18 protein-coding genes are annotated in these 15,912 nt (G+C 49.0%); 13 read left to right on the top strand and 5 right to left on the bottom strand.

Features of this window, described 5'->3' with window-relative positions; genetic code table 11:
• Positions 1-196: 196 nt before the first annotated feature.
• Together ACAN56_RS01615 and ACAN56_RS01610 are read left to right on the top strand one after the other, a co-directional pair.
• The gene (locus ACAN56_RS01615) at positions 197-1,111 is read left to right on the top strand and encodes a DMT family transporter (protein ID WP_379139996.1); all 915 of its coding nucleotides are present in this window, start codon (positions 197-199) and stop codon (positions 1,109-1,111) included.
• A 50-nt stretch (positions 1,112-1,161) separates the two neighbouring features.
• Positions 1,162-1,995, top strand: coding sequence for a class I SAM-dependent methyltransferase (locus ACAN56_RS01610; RefSeq protein ID WP_038592660.1), 834 nt, complete (start codon positions 1,162-1,164; stop codon positions 1,993-1,995).
• 225 nt (positions 1,996-2,220) lie between these two features.
• Here ACAN56_RS01610 and ACAN56_RS01605 read toward each other — a convergent pair whose 3' ends face one another.
• On the bottom strand, positions 2,221-3,117 hold the full coding sequence (locus tag ACAN56_RS01605) for a LysR family transcriptional regulator (protein WP_379139994.1): 897 nt from the start codon (positions 3,115-3,117) through the stop codon (positions 2,221-2,223).
• A 256-nt stretch (positions 3,118-3,373) separates the two neighbouring features.
• Between ACAN56_RS01605 and ACAN56_RS01600 the strand changes: the two genes are divergently transcribed.
• From ACAN56_RS01600 to ACAN56_RS01555, 10 genes are all read left to right on the top strand, one after another.
• On the top strand, positions 3,374-4,327 hold the full coding sequence (locus tag ACAN56_RS01600) for a phosphate ABC transporter substrate-binding protein PstS family protein (protein ID WP_379139992.1): 954 nt from the start codon (positions 3,374-3,376) through the stop codon (positions 4,325-4,327).
• Positions 4,328-4,428: 101 nt separating this feature from the next.
• On the top strand, positions 4,429-5,331 hold the full coding sequence (gene pstC / locus ACAN56_RS01595) for a phosphate ABC transporter permease subunit PstC (RefSeq protein ID WP_038592656.1): 903 nt from the start codon (positions 4,429-4,431) through the stop codon (positions 5,329-5,331).
• Positions 5,328-6,224 (top strand): phosphate ABC transporter permease PstA, encoded by an 897-nt coding sequence (gene pstA, locus ACAN56_RS01590; protein WP_038592653.1) that lies wholly within the window; start codon positions 5,328-5,330, stop codon positions 6,222-6,224. Before pstC ends, pstA begins: the two co-directional genes overlap by 4 nt.
• Positions 6,225-6,261: 37 nt before the next feature.
• Positions 6,262-7,038 carry a phosphate ABC transporter ATP-binding protein PstB gene (pstB, locus tag ACAN56_RS01585; protein ID WP_038592650.1) on the top strand — a complete coding sequence of 259 codons (777 nt, stop codon included), beginning with the start codon at positions 6,262-6,264 and terminating at the stop codon, positions 7,036-7,038.
• A 187-nt stretch (positions 7,039-7,225) separates the two neighbouring features.
• Positions 7,226-7,828 carry a nitroreductase family protein gene (locus ACAN56_RS01580; RefSeq protein WP_379139989.1) on the top strand — a complete coding sequence of 201 codons (603 nt, stop codon included), beginning with the start codon at positions 7,226-7,228 and terminating at the stop codon, positions 7,826-7,828.
• Positions 7,829-7,997: 169 nt separating this feature from the next.
• The gene (locus ACAN56_RS01575) at positions 7,998-8,198 is read left to right on the top strand and encodes a helix-turn-helix transcriptional regulator (protein ID WP_340898044.1); all 201 of its coding nucleotides are present in this window, start codon (positions 7,998-8,000) and stop codon (positions 8,196-8,198) included.
• A gap of 2 nt (positions 8,199-8,200) precedes the next feature.
• Positions 8,201-8,665 (top strand): DUF6773 family protein, encoded by a 465-nt coding sequence (locus ACAN56_RS01570; protein ID WP_379139986.1) that lies wholly within the window; start codon positions 8,201-8,203, stop codon positions 8,663-8,665.
• Between the two features lie 92 nt (positions 8,666-8,757).
• Complete coding sequence (locus ACAN56_RS01565) at positions 8,758-9,477, top strand: MBL fold metallo-hydrolase (RefSeq protein ID WP_379139984.1); 720 nt, start codon at positions 8,758-8,760, stop codon at positions 9,475-9,477.
• 1 nt (position 9,478) lies between these two features.
• The gene (locus ACAN56_RS01560; RefSeq protein WP_038592640.1) at positions 9,479-10,051 is read left to right on the top strand and encodes a TetR/AcrR family transcriptional regulator; all 573 of its coding nucleotides are present in this window, start codon (positions 9,479-9,481) and stop codon (positions 10,049-10,051) included.
• 58 nt (positions 10,052-10,109) lie between these two features.
• A complete protein-coding gene (locus ACAN56_RS01555; RefSeq protein WP_379139982.1) occupies positions 10,110-10,799 on the top strand; it encodes an AlkZ-related protein in 690 nt (229 codons plus the stop codon).
• 224 nt (positions 10,800-11,023) lie between these two features.
• On the opposite strand, the gene ACAN56_RS01550 is transcribed toward ACAN56_RS01555, so the two are convergent.
• From ACAN56_RS01550 to ACAN56_RS01540, 3 genes are all read right to left on the bottom strand, one after another.
• Positions 11,024-11,197: a hypothetical protein gene (locus ACAN56_RS01550; protein ID WP_156130888.1), complete on the bottom strand. Its 174-nt coding sequence runs from the start codon at positions 11,195-11,197 to the stop codon at positions 11,024-11,026.
• A gap of 285 nt (positions 11,198-11,482) precedes the next feature.
• Complete coding sequence (locus ACAN56_RS01545) at positions 11,483-12,712, bottom strand: aminopeptidase (protein ID WP_379139979.1); 1,230 nt, start codon at positions 12,710-12,712, stop codon at positions 11,483-11,485.
• Between the two features lie 32 nt (positions 12,713-12,744).
• Entirely contained in the window at positions 12,745-13,977 is a 1,233-nt protein-coding gene (locus ACAN56_RS01540) for an aminopeptidase (protein ID WP_379139977.1), read from the bottom strand.
• Positions 13,978-14,140: 163 nt separating this feature from the next.
• Here ACAN56_RS01540 and ACAN56_RS01535 point away from each other — a divergent pair, with 163 nt between their 5' ends.
• A complete protein-coding gene (locus ACAN56_RS01535) occupies positions 14,141-14,419 on the top strand; it encodes a hypothetical protein (protein WP_038592629.1) in 279 nt (92 codons plus the stop codon).
• A 78-nt stretch (positions 14,420-14,497) separates the two neighbouring features.
• Here the strand turns inward: ACAN56_RS01535 and ACAN56_RS01530 are convergent, their stop codons facing one another.
• Positions 14,498-15,850: a TrkH family potassium uptake protein gene (locus ACAN56_RS01530; RefSeq protein WP_038592626.1), complete on the bottom strand. Its 1,353-nt coding sequence runs from the start codon at positions 15,848-15,850 to the stop codon at positions 14,498-14,500.
• Positions 15,851-15,912 lie beyond the last annotated feature (62 nt).

Below are 15,912 nucleotides of genomic sequence, written 5' to 3'. Positions count from 1 at the left end.
GTTACGGGAGTTCATCGGTTACCGGATCAACATACGAAGGCATGGGTTTCCGCCGCAGGCCGGGAGGCCATGCCTTTGATGTTTTTCAGGAAGCTGCAGCCTTTGTTGCGAATTTTCATGAAAAAAGCTGCATTTTTCCGGATTCTGCGGTAAATTTACATAAGTGACTTTTATCTGAGCCGAAAGGATGCCTGCTGTGACTTCAAAAAAACCGCCTGTTCCCATTCCGCTATTGATGCTGATTGGAATTGTGGCTATTTCTTTTTCTTCTATTTTTATAAAATGGTCATCCGCTCCGGTATCGGTTCAGGGGATGTACCGGCTGCTGTTCACCTCGCTATTGATGCTGCCCTTTGCCCGGCCTTACAGCGGAGCCGCTTTTGCCCTGCGCCGCAAAGACTGGCTGCTGCTGCTTGTGTCCGGGGCGATGCTGGCCCTGCATTTTTTACTGTGGATGGGTTCACTGAAATTCACCTCTGTAGCCAGCTCGACGATGATTATGGCACTGGAGCCGGTGTTTATTATGCTGGGAGCCTATTTGCTGTATAAAGAAAAAAGCAGCATGTCCGCCATAGCGGGGCTTGCCATTGCGATCTTTGGTGTTGTATTTATTGGCTGGGGAGATATCGGCCTGTCCTCCGACAATTTAAAAGGTGATTTGCTGTCCATTGGCGGAACAGCAGCAGTTGCCGCTCATTTGCTGATCGGACAGAAGCTGGTTGCCCGCATGCCATCGTATTTGTATAGCCTGATTGTATTTATCGCAGCGGCGTTTGTTTTTGCGGTATATAATCTGCTGGCGGGCATTCCGTTCTTTGATTATCCGCCAAGGGAGTGGGGAATCTTCGTATTGCTGGCAATTGTCCCGACCGTATTTGGTCACATTTTGTTTAACTGGCTGCTGCAGTACGCTTCGGCGACTACCGTTTCGATGAATATTCTGGGAGAGCCGGTTGGTGCAAGTATTCTGGCCTTCCTGCTGCTTGGCGAACAGTTGACAATCCTCCAATGGGCCGGCGGTGTATTGGTAATGGGAGGGCTTGCAGTCTATTTGTATGCAGGACGCAGGAAAGCGGCGAAGAGAAGAGAAGCTCTGCCCAGCATCTCCTAAAGTACACATTCTAACAGACAACTTATCAACATAAAGGGGTATTTCACAGTATGAATGATCAAGACTTAGAACAAGAACCGCAAGACAATCCGGGAGCTGCGCCTTCCAGTGAAGAACTCTGGAATGAGGATACCTATGCCGCATGGACGAGCAGATTCGGCACTCCGTCAGAGGCAGCAGCAAAGTTGTCCAAAGATCCAGCATCCCGGCTGTTCCCGTTAAACGCTTATTTCGGAGAGGTCCGCGGGAAGAAGATGATGAATCTGATGGGCTCGAACGGCATGAAGGCGGTAGCCCTTGGGCTGCTGGGAGCTGAAATGACTGTTGCCGATTTCTCGGAAGCCAACGCCCGGTACGCAGCGGAATTGGCGCAGGAAGCCGGAGTCGGGCTGTCCTATATCGTCTCGGATGTGCTGAAGCTGCCGGACGAGGTGCTGGACAGCACGTATGATATCGTTTTCGCTGAAATGGGGATTGTCCATTATTTCACTGACCTGACCCCGTTTATGGATACTGTCTGCCGTCTGCTGGCTCAGGGGGGAACCTTCGTGCTGCGCGACTTTCATCCGGTAACGACCAAGCTGATTTCTTCCAAAGGATCTACTGCTAAAGTACGGAAGCACAAGGTAAGCGGCGATTATTTCGATACAGCGCTGGAAGAGAAAAAGGTGTCTTACTCGAAGTATTTGCCTGCTTCAGGCAGTCAGACGGGTGAGAAACATAGTGTTGTTTATTGGCGGCGCTGGACTTTGGGGGAGATCGTTACGGCAGCCGCCGCTAGTGGTCTAGTCATCCGAGAACTGGTGGAGGAGCCCAACCTGTCGTCTGAGGTTTACGACAAAGGAATTCCCAAGACGTTTACACTGGTAGCAGAGAAACGTTGACTTTACGATGAATAGCTTTGGTGTCCTTTTTAGGACGCTGGCCGTTTCTGCGGAGAATCGAAAGATAGTTAACGGCATGAATAAATAAAAAATGTATTTCAACATAGAACCGGTGGTCTGCTTTGAGCTGTATCAATCAGCCTGAGTGGAGCAGCGGTTTATTTAATTCACATCATTAATTAATACATATAGTTAACGGCATTAAATAAATACAATTAACTGTTATCATACCAACACGCTCTCAGCAGCAGCCATTTCCACAAACGCCTGCTGCAAGGGAGTTAAGGTATAATCCTTTCGCCAAGCCAGTACATAAGTAGCAAGCCCAGGCGAAATCCCCGGGAGCGGAGCATAACTTAAACGGCCCAAGGCCGCCTCGTCTGCAACCCCTGCTTTGGAGAATAGTCCCACATTTCCGCCTTCACTAATCATCCTTTTAAAGGCCTCCGGCGAATTAACAACAGTATTATTCCATACACGGACATTGTTCAGCTGTGCCCATTGGTCGGCTGTTCCTCTCAGGCTGGAAGCGGGATCATGCTGAATCCATGGCTCCTGCGCCACCAGCTCCGGGGACAGCACTTTAATTTGAGCAAACGAATGACCGGGCGCAAATATAAGAACAACCTCATCCCGGGCAACTACCTGGGTATGAAAGGAGTCATCTCCGCCATCATTATCTTGCAGTATCCCCAGTTGGATCTCCCGCCCCCTCAGCCGTTCGCGCACAAGGTGATCCGATTGTATCGTAAGCGACACATCTATCCCCGGATGAAGATTGATAAATTGCGACATTATATTAGGAACAAAGTAAGTACCAGGCATGTACCCGGCCTCAAGCGTAAGGCTTCCCGATGTGAGGGAGGAGAACTGTTTGACGCTCCGCTCCGCTTCTGCAGCGAGGGAAACAATACGAACTGCATATTGAAAAAGCGCCCGTCCGGCATCGGTTAACAGCACACGCCCGCTGCGGTATTGAAAGAGGGAAGCTCCAAGCTCATTCTCAAGGCTTTTCATATGAAAGGAAACGGTAGGCTGTTTTAGGCCCATTTCGGCAGCGACATCCGTTACTTTTTTATATTTTTCAATCAGGACTACAATTTGCAGCTTCACAATATTCATGGATTTCCTCCGGTCTGGATGGCAATAAGTTAATAAAACATCTTCTTAATATAGATTATATCTATACTGTTATACATTTTCTATTAGAATTTTTATCTTTCGTTTTACAAACATAAGCTTTTTCTCTAACGAACGAGCTCTAGAATAGGAAGAGTCATAAGAGATACACACAGAGGAATGCTTCCAAAGTGAGTTTTGTAAGAAGCAGATTCAATGGGTCAGACACACACAAAACCTTTAGGAGGAACAAACAACAATGCAATTCAGAAAATCGTGGATCATGGCTTTGGCTTTAACCAGTGTAGTAGCACTTTCGGCATGCGGTAACGGAGGAAATAATGCGGCAACTAATAATGGGGGAACTAATGCAGCTGCGACAAATACACCTACAGAAAGCAGCGGCGCAAAATTAAGCGGATCGATTCTGGCTTCGGGCTCCACAGCGCTTCAGCCACTTGTTGAAATGGCAGCTGAAGGCTTTATGGATGCAAACGCAGGCGTTGATATTCAAGTACAAGGCGGAGGAAGCGGCACGGGCTTGACTCAGGTTGCTGAGAAGCAAGTAGATATCGGTAACTCCGATGTGTTCGCAGAAGAGAAGCTGAAGGATGCAGATGCAGAAAAAGCAAAATCACTCGTTGACCATCAAGTTGCGGTTGTAGCGATTGCAGCAGTAAGCAACCCGAAAGCTGGAGTAGACAGCCTGACTAAACAGCAGCTGGTTGACATCTTCACGGGTAAAATTAAGAACTGGAGTGAAGTTGGCGGAGCGGATCAAGCGATTCAAATCATCAACCGTCCAGCAAGCTCGGGTACACGAGCAACCTTTGAAAACTTCGCACTTGGAACTAAAACAGAAGACCAAGAAGGATCGATTCAAGAAGACTCTTCCGGTACTGTTAAGAAAATGATCGGCGAAACTCCAGGGGCTATCGGATATCTGGCATTGTCTTACCTTGATGAAACTGTAAAAACGCTGAACTATGAAGGTGTTGAGCCTTCTGTAGACAATGTTATCTCCGGTAAATATCCGGTGTGGGCTTACGAGCACATGTACACAAATGGTGAGCCTGCTGAACATGTCAAAGCATTCCTTGACTACATCATGACAGATGAAGTGCAGAATGGCGATGTAGTAGAGCTTGGATATATCCCGGCTTCGAAAATGCAGGTTTCCCGTGATGTAGAAGGCAAAGTATCAACCAAGTAATTCCTGGCTGACAAGCTTTACAGACTTCATTCATTAGAACTTCATGTGATTAGAGGCGGAATCCTTCTGCCTCTCTTTTCACTTTAGAAAGAGGGAGCAGCTTGAGTGTAAAACCTAAGAAATCCAAAATTGAAAAACATCATATCGAAGATTTTATCGGGCGTTCTTATATGTCCTTCTGTGTACTCCTATTGATAGTAATCATTGTATCGATGGTGTATTTTGTGGCGTCCAAAGGGATTGCTAACTTTACCAGCGGTGAAATTAAGCTTTCTGATTTCTTGTTCGGCAAAAAATGGTCCCCGGAAGGAGACACTCCCTCCTACGGAGCATTGCCTTTTATTACCGGCTCATTTCTGGTTACGCTGCTTGCGGCGCTTATCGCAAGTCCGCTCAGTATCTGCGCTGCTCTGTTCATGACCGAGATTGTGCCAGGCTGGGGTAAAAGGCTGCTGCAGCCGGTTATCGAACTGCTGTCAGGTATCCCATCAGTCGTTTACGGCTTTGTGGGTTTAAGCGTCATTGTGCCGTTTCTGCGTAATACCTTGCCAGGTCAGGGCATCGGGGTTGCTGCAGGCGCGCTTGTCCTATCGGTAATGATTTTGCCGACGATTACAAGCGTGGCTGCAGACGCGCTGGCTTCTTTGCCGCAAAACTTAAAAGAATCCTCCTTTGCGCTCGGTGCTACACGGTGGCAGACGATCTCCCGGGTGATTCTTCCGACTACATTCCCTGCAATTATGACGGGGGTAGTGCTGGGGATGGCCCGTGCTTTCGGTGAAGCCCTTGCAGTACAGATGGTAATCGGTAATGCACCTTTCGTGCCGCGGTCACTTTTCGAATCGGCTTCAACCTTGACCAGCGTAATTACGCTTGGTATGGGGAACACAACGATGGGTTCAACGCACAATAATGCGCTGTGGAGTATGGCGCTGGTTCTTATGCTGATGACCTTTGCTTTTGTCCTCATCGTAAGAATGCTCGAAAGGAGAAATAAAATTTGAAGCCGAGAACAGCAGACAAGGTTGCCACTACCGTTATCGTCTTTTTCGCATTACTTATTGTAGCCATTCTGGTTGGATTGCTTGGATATATTCTGATCCGTGGCTTAAACCATATCAGTTGGGATTTCCTGACTTCCGCACCGCAAAAAATCCGCGCAGGCGGAGGTGTGGGTCCACAGTTGTTCAACTCACTGTTCCTGCTGGTGCTGACGCTGATCATAACTGTACCGCTGGGTCTTGGAGCGGGGATCTTTATGGCAGAGTATGCACGTCCAGGTAAACTTACGAACTTTATCCGCCTGATCGTAGAAGTACTGTCTTCCTTCCCTTCCATTGTCGTAGGTTTGTTCGGTCTGTTATTGATCGTAAACACCTTCAATCTGGGGTTCTCCTTAATATCCGGTGCTCTCGCACTTACCGTATTTAATCTGCCGCTGATGGTGCGTATTACCGAGCAGGCGTTCCGTACAGTGCCTAAGCAGCAGAAAGAGGCAGGATTTGCCCTTGGATTATCCAAGTGGAAGATTGTTACCTCTGTACTGTTACCCGTGGCGCTGCCGACGATTATCACCGGTACGATCCTCTCCGCTGGCCGTGTCTTCGGTGAAGCTGCCGCTCTGATGTTCACGGCGGGCATGAGCAGCCCGCGACTGGATTTCACCAACTGGAATCCGCTTAGTCAAACTTCACCGCTTAATCCTTTCCGTCCGGCTGAAACCCTGGCCGTTCACATCTGGAAAGTCAACAGCGAAGGTCTGGCGCCTGATGCCGTACAAATCGCAGCCGGAGCTTCGGCCGTGCTCGTTATTACAGTCTTGATCTTCAATCTGGCCGCACGGTATTTCGGCAGATATATTTACCGCAAGCTGACTGCTTCCAAAAGAATGAACTAAAACTTTGATTATAGAAACATTTTAGGAGGAGTAAGAGATGGGAATAGCGGAACCTGTGGTGCGTGAATCATTTCAAACAGAGGACCTGAGCATATTTTACGGCACATATGAAGCAGTGAAAGGAATTAGTCTTCCTTTTGGCCAGAATACTGTTACTGCACTTATTGGCCCGTCGGGCTGTGGTAAATCAACTTTCCTTCGTTCACTTAACCGTATGAATGACGACATCTCCGGTTCGACAACGAAAGGGAGCATCTGGATTGACGGCGTGGACATCAATGCTCACGGTACGGATGTGATCAAGCTGCGGCAAAAGATCGGCATGGTCTGGCAGAAACCTAATCCGTTCTATAAGTCGATTTATGACAATATTGCTTTTGGTCCAAAATACCACGGCATTAAAGGTAAGCAGGCACTGGACGAAATTGTGGAAAGCAGTCTGCGGCGTGCGGCATTATGGGACGAGGTTAAGGACCGCCTGAAGGATTCAGCGTTGGCGTTGTCCGGCGGACAGCAGCAGCGGTTATGCATCGCCCGTGCATTGTCAGTTAATCCGCAGATCCTGCTGCTGGATGAACCGGCATCGGCACTCGACCCTGTATCGACCGGTAAAGTGGAAGAGCTGATCAAGGAACTCAAGGAAGAGCTTCGCATCGTTATTGTTACGCATAATATGCAGCAAGCGGCGCGGATTTCGGATTTTACCGCATACTTTTACCTCGGTTCACTTGTGGAATACGACAAGACAGAGAAAGTCTTCAGCAATCCGGAGAATCAAATGACCCAGGAATATATCATGGGCCGTTTCGGCTGATCGAAGAGTTCTACAGGCACTGCCCGTTCGGGCGGTGCTTTTTTGGCTGTAACAAGCGCATTCACCTCCAAGATACAGGATAGGCTTGGCGAGTATGATCAGGACATTCCCCAGTTTGAAAAAGCGATTGGAATCATGTACAATCACTGAGAATGGTTATCATAACTTACTGATGGAGGGAATCCTTATGAATCAGAACCAGTCTGCAGCTTACGGCAGCATTGCCGAAGTGATCAAGGAGCGCCGCTCCATTAAACAGTTTAAGCCTGAACCCCTGCCTGAAGGCCTGCTAGAGGAACTGCTGGATATCGCGGTATGGGCGCCAAATCACGGACTGCGGCAGCCGTGGAGATTTATTGCTTTTCAGGGGGAAGGGGCGGAATTCCTCGGGGATGCTGCTTATACATTCTTAAAGCGCGGGGCAGCTGATCCGGAATTTGCAATCAAACGCAAAGAATATCTTTCATCGATTCCTTTAACCGTAATCGTCGTGATCCCTGAGGACCCGCGTCAAAGAGAGTGGGATGAGGATTTTGCCGCTGCATCCGCACTTGTGCAGAACTTCCAGCTGGCGGCATGGGAACGGGGAGTAGGCACGATTTGGAAGACGGATCCTTATATTTACGCTCCGGAGTTCCGCAGCAAGATTGGCGTGAAGCCGGGAGAGAAGGTGATTGCGATGATCCATGCCGGTTATCCGGAGATCATTCCCGCCAGCCGTCCACGCAAGGAAGCCGCTCAGCTGCTTACAGTTGTAGACAGCTATCCGGAGAGTGGAGTTGTGGAATAAACACCTAAGCCGCTGTTAGGAACAAAAACTGGGCTAACTCTTATTGAAGCATCCTGCGGGATGCTTTTTTTCTATGGGATTGAAATTATAATGCAATATATATTGTACATAATGACGGTTATAGATTACAATGGAGCTATAAGTGAAATTATTCTCCGGGAGGGCTCTGGTGAGTGAGAAGAACATCAAGCTGAAACTGGCGCGGATTCAGAAGGACCTGTCCCAGGAACAGCTGGCGGAAGCGGTGGGCGTGACGAGACAGACGATAGGACTGATTGAAGCGGGGAATTACAACCCGACGATCCGGTTATGTATTGCTATCTGCAAGGAACTGGGAACAACTTTGAACGATATATTTTGGGAGGAGTAGTTATGAAAGGTAAGGGGATCAAGGATGAGCGGATTCAAGGTGAAGTACATAAGTTGATGTCGCACGGCTTTACGATTGTGTTTGTGGGCATTGCGGCCAGTGTTTTTGTTAAAGTATTTGTTCTGCACTTGGATCTGAAGTATTGGCTGGACAGCTTCCTCATCCTGATGGCAGCTTGTTTCTATGTTACGCTCCGGAGCATGCGTGGTGGGCTATTCCTCCTGCCGAGCAAGGCCGGGGAAGTAAAGCGGCTCAAGAAAACCAATCTGATCAGTGGAGCTGCAGGTGCTCTGATATGGGCAATATTGATGATCAGTTATGACCTGCTGGGTAAGGAGGAAGTTGATGTAGTTGCGAGTGTAATGAGCACATTGGTTGGCTCCGTGATCTTTTTCTTCGGGATTACCTGGATGCAATGGTTCATGATTAAACGCTCCAATCAAAATGCGGATAAGCATCTGGAATAGACGGATGTACTGCTTTGGAATGGGCCTCTTGCAAAACTAATGCCATTAGTTTATATTATAACTAATATCATTAGTTTTTAAGGGGTGTATTTATGAGAATTACTCAAGAAGGAAAATTGCTGCAGCTTACGTGGATGCCCGGATGGTTTCCGGTCAATTGCTATCTTGTTGTAGAAGATCAGGAATTAACATTGATTGATGCGGCAATGTCTTTTAGTGTCCAAGGGATCCTCCGTACAGCGGCTAAATTGAACCTGCCTATTACCCGAATCGTGCTGACCCATGCTCATGGAGATCATGTTGGAGCACTGGATGAACTGAAGAAACGGCTTCCTGAAGCTGTTGTATATATCTCTGAGCGTGATGCAGCTTTGCTGCGCGGAGACCGTTCGCTTAGACAAGGTGAACCGCAGACTCCGATTAAAGGGAGCGTACCTACCAAAATTTCCACCAAACCGGACATTCTGCTCCATGACGGAGATACTGTCGGCTCTTTAAGCGCAATTAGTACTCCCGGCCATACCCCAGGCTCGATGTCTTTTCTGGATCAGCGGAGCGGAGCTCTGATAGCGGGGGATGCTTTTCAGACATTTAAGAGAACTGCGGTGGCCGGGACGGTTGTGCCATGGTTTCCATTTCCGGCATTGGCTACCTGGAATAAGGAGCAGGCTGTGGCCAGTGCAATTAAGCTTGCAGGAACGTCTGCAGCGGTGCTTGCTGTTGGACACGGCAACCTGCTGAAGGCGCCTGGAGAAGCCATGAAACAGGCTGTGAGCAAAGCTCAATTGCAGCTAGGAAAGGAAGGAAGATAAGATGTCACCTAGGGTTGGACTGGATACACGTACGCTGGTATTGGCTGCGGCAGAATTAGCGGATGAGCAGGGGATGGGAGAAGTCACGCTGGCTTCACTCGCGGCCAAGCTGGGCGTACGCTCTCCGTCGTTGTATAATCATGTTAACGGACTAGCCGGGCTGCGGACTCTGCTGGCTGTACACGGCCTGGAACAGCTCCACACAGCGATGACAAAGGCTTCTGAGGGTTTAGCCGGAGATGCAGCTGTTCACGCTATGGGGCAGGCTTACATGAACTTTGCAAGGCAGCATCCGGGTCTATACGAAACAACACTGCAAGCACCTGATCAAGGGAACACAGCGCTGGAAGAGGCAGGTGAGCAGATTTTATCCTTTATCCTGCATGTGCTGTCTGGTTACGGGCTTGGAGAAGAGGGAGAACTGCATGCTGTTCGGGGACTGCGGAGTATACTGCACGGATTTGCTGCACTGGAGAACAAGGGAGGCTTTGGCCTGCCGCTCGATTTGGGAATCTCCTTATCCCGGCTGATTGATACATTTATTGCAGGAATCAGCTGCATGAAGACAGTGTAAGCAGTCCAGAACAACCATGATTAAGTGATTTAACCATTCCGTTAAGGGGGAAAGTGAGATGGGAAACGTGGAAGTGCAGGGCGGTGTAACAACTTATAAGGAGATGGCTGAGGTCATTGCCAAGCTGGGGGTTGTCCCCCTTGCTTCACTGATTCCGGAGCATCCGTCATTAAATGGGCTGACCAAAGCCGAGAACTGGCATACCGGTTCAGAGCTGGATCCATGGGGATGGCGTGCACAGTTTCCCGGTGAGGGACTGGCCGGGTACGGCAAGTTTATTAAGAAAAAGGCAATTCTCGTCTCACGGGACTGGTTTCCGGCATTTGTAAAAGCCGTGGGTAGCTCTAAAGAACTGGAAGAACGGTACAATAACGGCCTTGCCAGCAGAGAAGCATTGACATTGCTGCAGGTTATCCGTGCCAACGAGGGCATTGATACCCGCCAGCTGCGTTCTTTGGGTGATATGAAAGCAAAGGAAAAGAAGACTGCCTTTGACAATGCCGTCACAGAGCTGCAAGGCACTCTTGATATTGTAATCTCCGGAGTTCAGGCACGCCAAAATGACTTGGGAGAAGTAAATGGTTGGAGCAGCACTTCGTTTGAGACCGTAGGGCATTGGATGGGAATTCATGGCCTTACACCTTATGAAGGTTCCCGGGAGGAAGCTATAGCTTGGCTGCGCTCCAGAATGGATGCCACCTGGTCGCCTGCTGCCATAGCCTGGATCAGCAAAGCATTGTCCTGGTAATCACCTAAATAATGGTTTCAAAGTTCTGGCAAGTACGGTGAAGCTATTTGCAGAAAAAAAGGTTCTGCCGTCCGTTGAGGAAGGCAAAACCTTTTTTTTGCGTGCTCCCATTTGTGGATAACATTAGGAAGAAACAACGCAAGAAAATAAAAACGGCTAATGGACTCCAGCAGGAGCTCAAAAGCCGTAAGCGCTTTCTATTAAAGCTATATAATGAAGCAACCTCATAGCATAGGAGCCAGGTATGCAATCAGAAAGTATAAGAAACCGAATAGTAGCATGATGTAAGCTGTGTATTTGATTGCATTGGATGCGATAATGCTTGAGTCTGTAGGGGCTTGAACACTTGGACGTTCATGCTCCGGCCGTTCCAGCTCTTGGGATATCGACTCTTTCATCAGGATGACCTCCTAAAAGTTTTGTGAGTATCGTTCAGCACTGATTGGCTTCATCCAACACCTAAACCGGATTGGAAATACAATCCTTAATTGTATTGTGACATATTTGTGAACTAATTTCAACAATATTGTGAATATTCTTTGAATATAATTTTAATTTTGGGTTAATTATGCCTTTAACTATCTTCTGCCAAACCAAAAGACCCCGTTACCCTCTATTCAGAGAGCAACGGGGTCTGGCTATAAGGGATTAATCGAACAGACACAATAGCTCAGAAACTTTGCTTAAGCCCAGTTCCCTGCGCGGAAGATGGGTTCAGCAGTTCCATCGTCTGTAATTCCGTCTATATTCATTTCCGGGGAACCCATCATGAAGTCCACATGGGTCAGACTTTGATTCATCCCTTTGTCAGCAAGCTGCTCCTTGGTCATAGAAATGCCCTCCTGCAAGGTAAATGCATAAGCGGCTCCAAGTGCCAGATGGCATGAAGCATTCTCATCATACAGTGTAGTGTAATAGAGAATGCCGCTTTCCGAGATTGGAGAGTGGTAAGGGACCAGCGCTACTTCACCGAAGTATGCGGCTCCTTCATCCATAGCCAGCAGGGAAGCCAATGCTTCCTGGCCGACTTCTGCCGTAAAGTCTGTGACCTTGCCATTCTCCAGGGTAAGCGTAAACCGGTCGATGATGTTGCCGCCATAGCTGAGCGGCTTCGTGCTGCTGACTTTGCCGTTAGCGCCAGTCTTCAGCGGGGCAGTGAATACTTCTTCTGTCGGAATATTGGCGAGGAAAGAGACTCCGCGTCCATTCACGGCTCCGGCCTGACACCAGATATGCCCTTCGGGCAATTCGATGGTCAAATCCGTTCCGGGAGCGGTATAATGCAGCTTGCGGTATTTTCTGGCGTTCAAAAGGTCACAGCGCTGCTTTAAGCCGCCCAGATGCAGGCTCCAAGCTTCAACGGGGTTCTCTTGGTCTGCACGTACCGCCTTGAAGATAGCATCCCACAGCAGGCCAACCTGTTCTTCCGGCGGTGCATCGGGAAATACCTTGGCGGCCCACGATGGCGACGGAAAAGCGATACCGCTCCAGCTGATGTAATTGTTCATCATCATTTCACGGTACGGGGCCATAGCCTGGCCTGCGGTACGCTGATGATCGGATATCCGGCTGGCTTCTACACCATTCAGGAGATCCGGATTGGCAGAGATTACTGTCAGGATGGCCGCACCGTTGCGTGCCAGATCCTCCAGCTCATCCGCCTGCCATTTCGGCGGTTCAAGAAAGCTTAACGCCGGGGCCAGATCGTAGCGGGTCCGTGTGACGAACTCGTCGGTATAATTGACCTTGACCAGCTTAGCACCGGCCTCATAAGCTTTCCGCACAATCAGGCGGACAAGCTCTGCGGCAACGATGTCTGCATTGAGTACGAGCGTTTGCCCGGGCTGTATATTGACTCCGATCTTTACAGCCAGCAGTGCGTAATTCTCCAGCTTTTGCTTGAAACTCAACATGATTTTGCTCCTCCGCTATCTGTAATCTGTGTTTAAAACGCCCAGTTTCCGCTTTTGAATACCGGTTCCCGTGTACCATCAGCTGTAATTCCGTAAATATCCATGTCAGGTGAGCCGATCATGAAATCGACATGGGTGACACTGGTATTCAGGCCATGGGCGATCAGCTCATCCTGGGTCATCTCTTTACCGCCCTCTAGGCAGAAGGCATAAGCTGTGCCGATGGCCAGGTGGTTGGAAGCATTCTCGTCAAACAAGGTATTGAAATACAAAATATTCGATTCGGAGATCGGGGACTGGTGAGGCACAAGAGCAACCTCGCCGAGATATTTGGCGCCTTCATCCAGACTGATCAGATACTCCAGAGAATCCTGGCCTTTACCGGCGCTTACACTGATGATTCGTCCGTTCTCGAAGGTGATGGAGAAATCATCAATAATGTTGCCGCCGTAGCTGAGCGGCTTGGTGCTTCTGACTGTGCCGTTAACACCTGTTTTAAGCGGTGCTGTGAACACTTCCTCTGTTGGCATATTGGCAACAAAAGTGTGGCCTTTGGAATTGATGCTGTCTCCTTGCGCCCAAATGTGACCTTCTGGCAGTTCGATAGTCAGGTCTGTGCCGGGTGCTATGTAATGCAGGCTTTTATACTTCTTGGCATTAAGCACATCAGCCTTCTGTTCTAGTGTATCAAGATGCTCCTGCCAGGCGGCAACCGGATCTTCGCGGTCAAGACGGACAGTGTGGAAGATAGCTTCCCATAGTTTATCCACACGTTCTTCGGCCGGAACATCAGGGAACACTTTGTCGGCCCAAGCTTGTGTAGGGATGGCGACAATACTCCAGCTGATTTTATCGGACATTTGGTAATCACGGTATTTCGTAAGCGCAGCACCGCGTGTCTTTTGATAACTGGCGATACGTTCCGGATCAATGCCTTTCAGTGCGTCGGGATCTTCGGCGATTACAGTCAGAATAGCGGCTCCATTCTCGGCGAATTCGGTCATTTCTCCCGCGTACCACGTTGGAGCCTTCGTGAAGACTTCCGGTGCGGCATGTTCAAACTGCTGGCGGGTAATGCTCTCGTCACTCCAGTTTACTTTGACCAGACTTGCCCCTATGGCATAAGCTTTGGCTGTAATAAGCCGTACGAATTCTACTGCTGAAACGGGGGCGTTCACGACCAGTATTTGACCCGGTTGAACGTTGACGCCGATTTCGACTGCCAGATCTGCATATTTGCTAAGCTTCGCTTCTAAATTGAGCATTGGGTTTCCTCCATTTACTATATTTTAGTGCTGTATGAGCATTGTATTAAATTATTAACCGCCGGATGAAAAAAGTCAATTGCAGCGGAAAGAGAGGGATTTGCTTTCATTTCAATGCTATACTGGGAGAGTGTGGACGATCAGATGAAAGGAAGGAAAGCGCATGAACGTACAAATTATAAAGGCGGAATTGAAACGCGAAGAAGATAAGAGCTATGTCGGGAGGACGGTGTTCACGCTCGACAATCATAAGTCTCCGTATGAAATTACGTTCTTCAGCAAACGGGGAAGCGAATGGGATTACAGTTTCAGCTTTGCCGGCGAACCGGGGAGCGAAGAGCAGTTCCTGGAGATTGACACGCTGCTGGAGAATGATGACGATCTGTTTAATCAGCTGCTGGATGCCGCACTGGATACCCAGGACATTCAGGAAGAAGAATAGCATCGCAAAAATGCGACCGATGAAGGCATTCACTGCCGGCGAACGGTCGCATTTTATATAGGTATAGGTTCGAAAGCTCTACCCGATCGTAATATTGCCTTCAGGATAACGGTAGAGTTCCTTGCTGTTCTTCGGTTTAAGCGCATATGCAAGTGTCAGCGGTCCGGTACGTCCGACAAACATCAGTATGATCACCATAACCTTCCCGATGGTCGTCAGCTCCGTAGTCAGCCCCATTGTAATGCCCGAGGTCCCAAAAGCGGACACCGCCTCAAACAATACGGTCAGGAAATCTGCACTCTCCGTCACGGACAACAGCATGGTCGCAATGACTACCAGCATCAGTGAGAGCAGTGTCATCGTGATGGCCCGGTACACGTTTTCTTTGGAGATCCGGTGGCGGAACATGACGATGTCTTCCTTCCCGCGCAGTTTGGCATATGCTGTACTTACCAGTATGGCAAAGGTAGTAATCTTAATCCCACCGCCGGTAGATCCAGGCGCCGCACCAATGAACATCAGCAGAATCATCAGAAATTGAGTGGATTCTCGCAAGAGCGGAATCTCAATGGTTGTCACCCCGCCTGAGCGGGGGGTAATCGCCTGCAGGAAAGAGGCCATTATTTTGCCGCCGGCATGCAGCGGTTTTAGCGTGGTGTTCAGTTCAAGCCAGAAAAAAATTGCCGCCCCGACCAGAATCAAGATAGCTGAAGTGGAGAGAACCACCTTGGAATGCAAGGTCAGACGTTTGCGTTTGGGGAAGTCGATTACGTCGGATAACACGATAAACCCAATTCCGCCAAGGAAAATGAGCAGCATGGAAGTGATGTTTATAATTGGATCCTCCACGTAGCGGGTAAGACCGCTGAATGGCCCGTGCACATCTCCGAAGAGATCAAATCCGGCATTGTTAAAGATAGAAATGCTATGAAACAAACCGTAATATATCGCTTTTCCAAAAGGCATATCCAGCATGAACCTTACGGCAAGCAGGGCTGCTCCGGTAAGCTGTATGACCAGGGAATAGATCAGTACCCGGCGGATCAGCTTGACGATGCCCTGCATGGAGTTCTGGTTCATGGATTCCTGCAGCAGCAGCCTTTCTTTGAGTGAGATCCGTTTGTTAAGTACAAGTGTAATCAGCGTGGCCATAGTCACAAATCCGAGACCGCCAAACTGGAACAGCACCAGGAGGACAATTTGTCCAAACACCGTCAGCTGTGTTCCGGTGTCGATGACAGCGAGCCCGGTGACACAGGTCGCTGAAGTCGCCATAAAGAGGGCGTCGATAAAGGAGATCCGGTCTCCGGTCGAAGCTGCCGGGAGGCATAAGAGTACTGTTCCTGCCGTAATCAGCAGCATGAATCCGAGCGATAGTATTTTGGGTGGCGTCAGCCTTAGGTGCCCGAGGGATAGATTAGCCAAATTCATTCTCCTGACGTCTTGATATCATCTGTCCAGATTATATCATAAGTTCCAATCGATCAACTTGC

It is taken from the genome of Paenibacillus paludis, assembly GCF_042610515.1.
GTDB lineage: Bacteria > Bacillota > Bacilli > Paenibacillales > Paenibacillaceae > Paenibacillus_AQ.
The sequence above is the reverse complement of the archived record's forward strand: the minus strand, read 5'-3'. Positions and strand labels throughout refer to the sequence as shown.

Bases quoted from the DNA above. Each gene is read 5' to 3' on its own strand.
- ACAN56_RS01610 (WP_038592660.1), top strand. From the start codon at position 1,162: ATGAATGATCAAGACTTAGAACAAGAACCGCAAGACAATCCGGGAGCT.
- ACAN56_RS01605 (WP_379139994.1), bottom strand. From the start codon at position 3,117: ATGAATATTGTGAAGCTGCAAATTGTAGTCCTGATTGAAAAATATAAA.
- ACAN56_RS01600 (WP_379139992.1), top strand. From the start codon at position 3,374: ATGCAATTCAGAAAATCGTGGATCATGGCTTTGGCTTTAACCAGTGTA.
- pstB (WP_038592650.1), top strand. From the start codon at position 6,262: ATGGGAATAGCGGAACCTGTGGTGCGTGAATCATTTCAAACAGAGGAC.
- ACAN56_RS01580 (WP_379139989.1), top strand. From the start codon at position 7,226: ATGAATCAGAACCAGTCTGCAGCTTACGGCAGCATTGCCGAAGTGATC.
- ACAN56_RS01570 (WP_379139986.1), top strand. From the start codon at position 8,201: ATGAAAGGTAAGGGGATCAAGGATGAGCGGATTCAAGGTGAAGTACAT.
- ACAN56_RS01565 (WP_379139984.1), top strand. From the start codon at position 8,758: ATGAGAATTACTCAAGAAGGAAAATTGCTGCAGCTTACGTGGATGCCC.
- ACAN56_RS01560 (WP_038592640.1), top strand. From the start codon at position 9,479: ATGTCACCTAGGGTTGGACTGGATACACGTACGCTGGTATTGGCTGCG.
- ACAN56_RS01555 (WP_379139982.1), top strand. From the start codon at position 10,110: ATGGGAAACGTGGAAGTGCAGGGCGGTGTAACAACTTATAAGGAGATG.
- ACAN56_RS01550 (WP_156130888.1), bottom strand. From the start codon at position 11,197: ATGAAAGAGTCGATATCCCAAGAGCTGGAACGGCCGGAGCATGAACGT.
- ACAN56_RS01545 (WP_379139979.1), bottom strand. From the start codon at position 12,712: ATGTTGAGTTTCAAGCAAAAGCTGGAGAATTACGCACTGCTGGCTGTA.
- ACAN56_RS01540 (WP_379139977.1), bottom strand. From the start codon at position 13,977: ATGCTCAATTTAGAAGCGAAGCTTAGCAAATATGCAGATCTGGCAGTC.
- ACAN56_RS01535 (WP_038592629.1), top strand. From the start codon at position 14,141: ATGAACGTACAAATTATAAAGGCGGAATTGAAACGCGAAGAAGATAAG.
- ACAN56_RS01530 (WP_038592626.1), bottom strand. From the start codon at position 15,850: ATGAATTTGGCTAATCTATCCCTCGGGCACCTAAGGCTGACGCCACCC.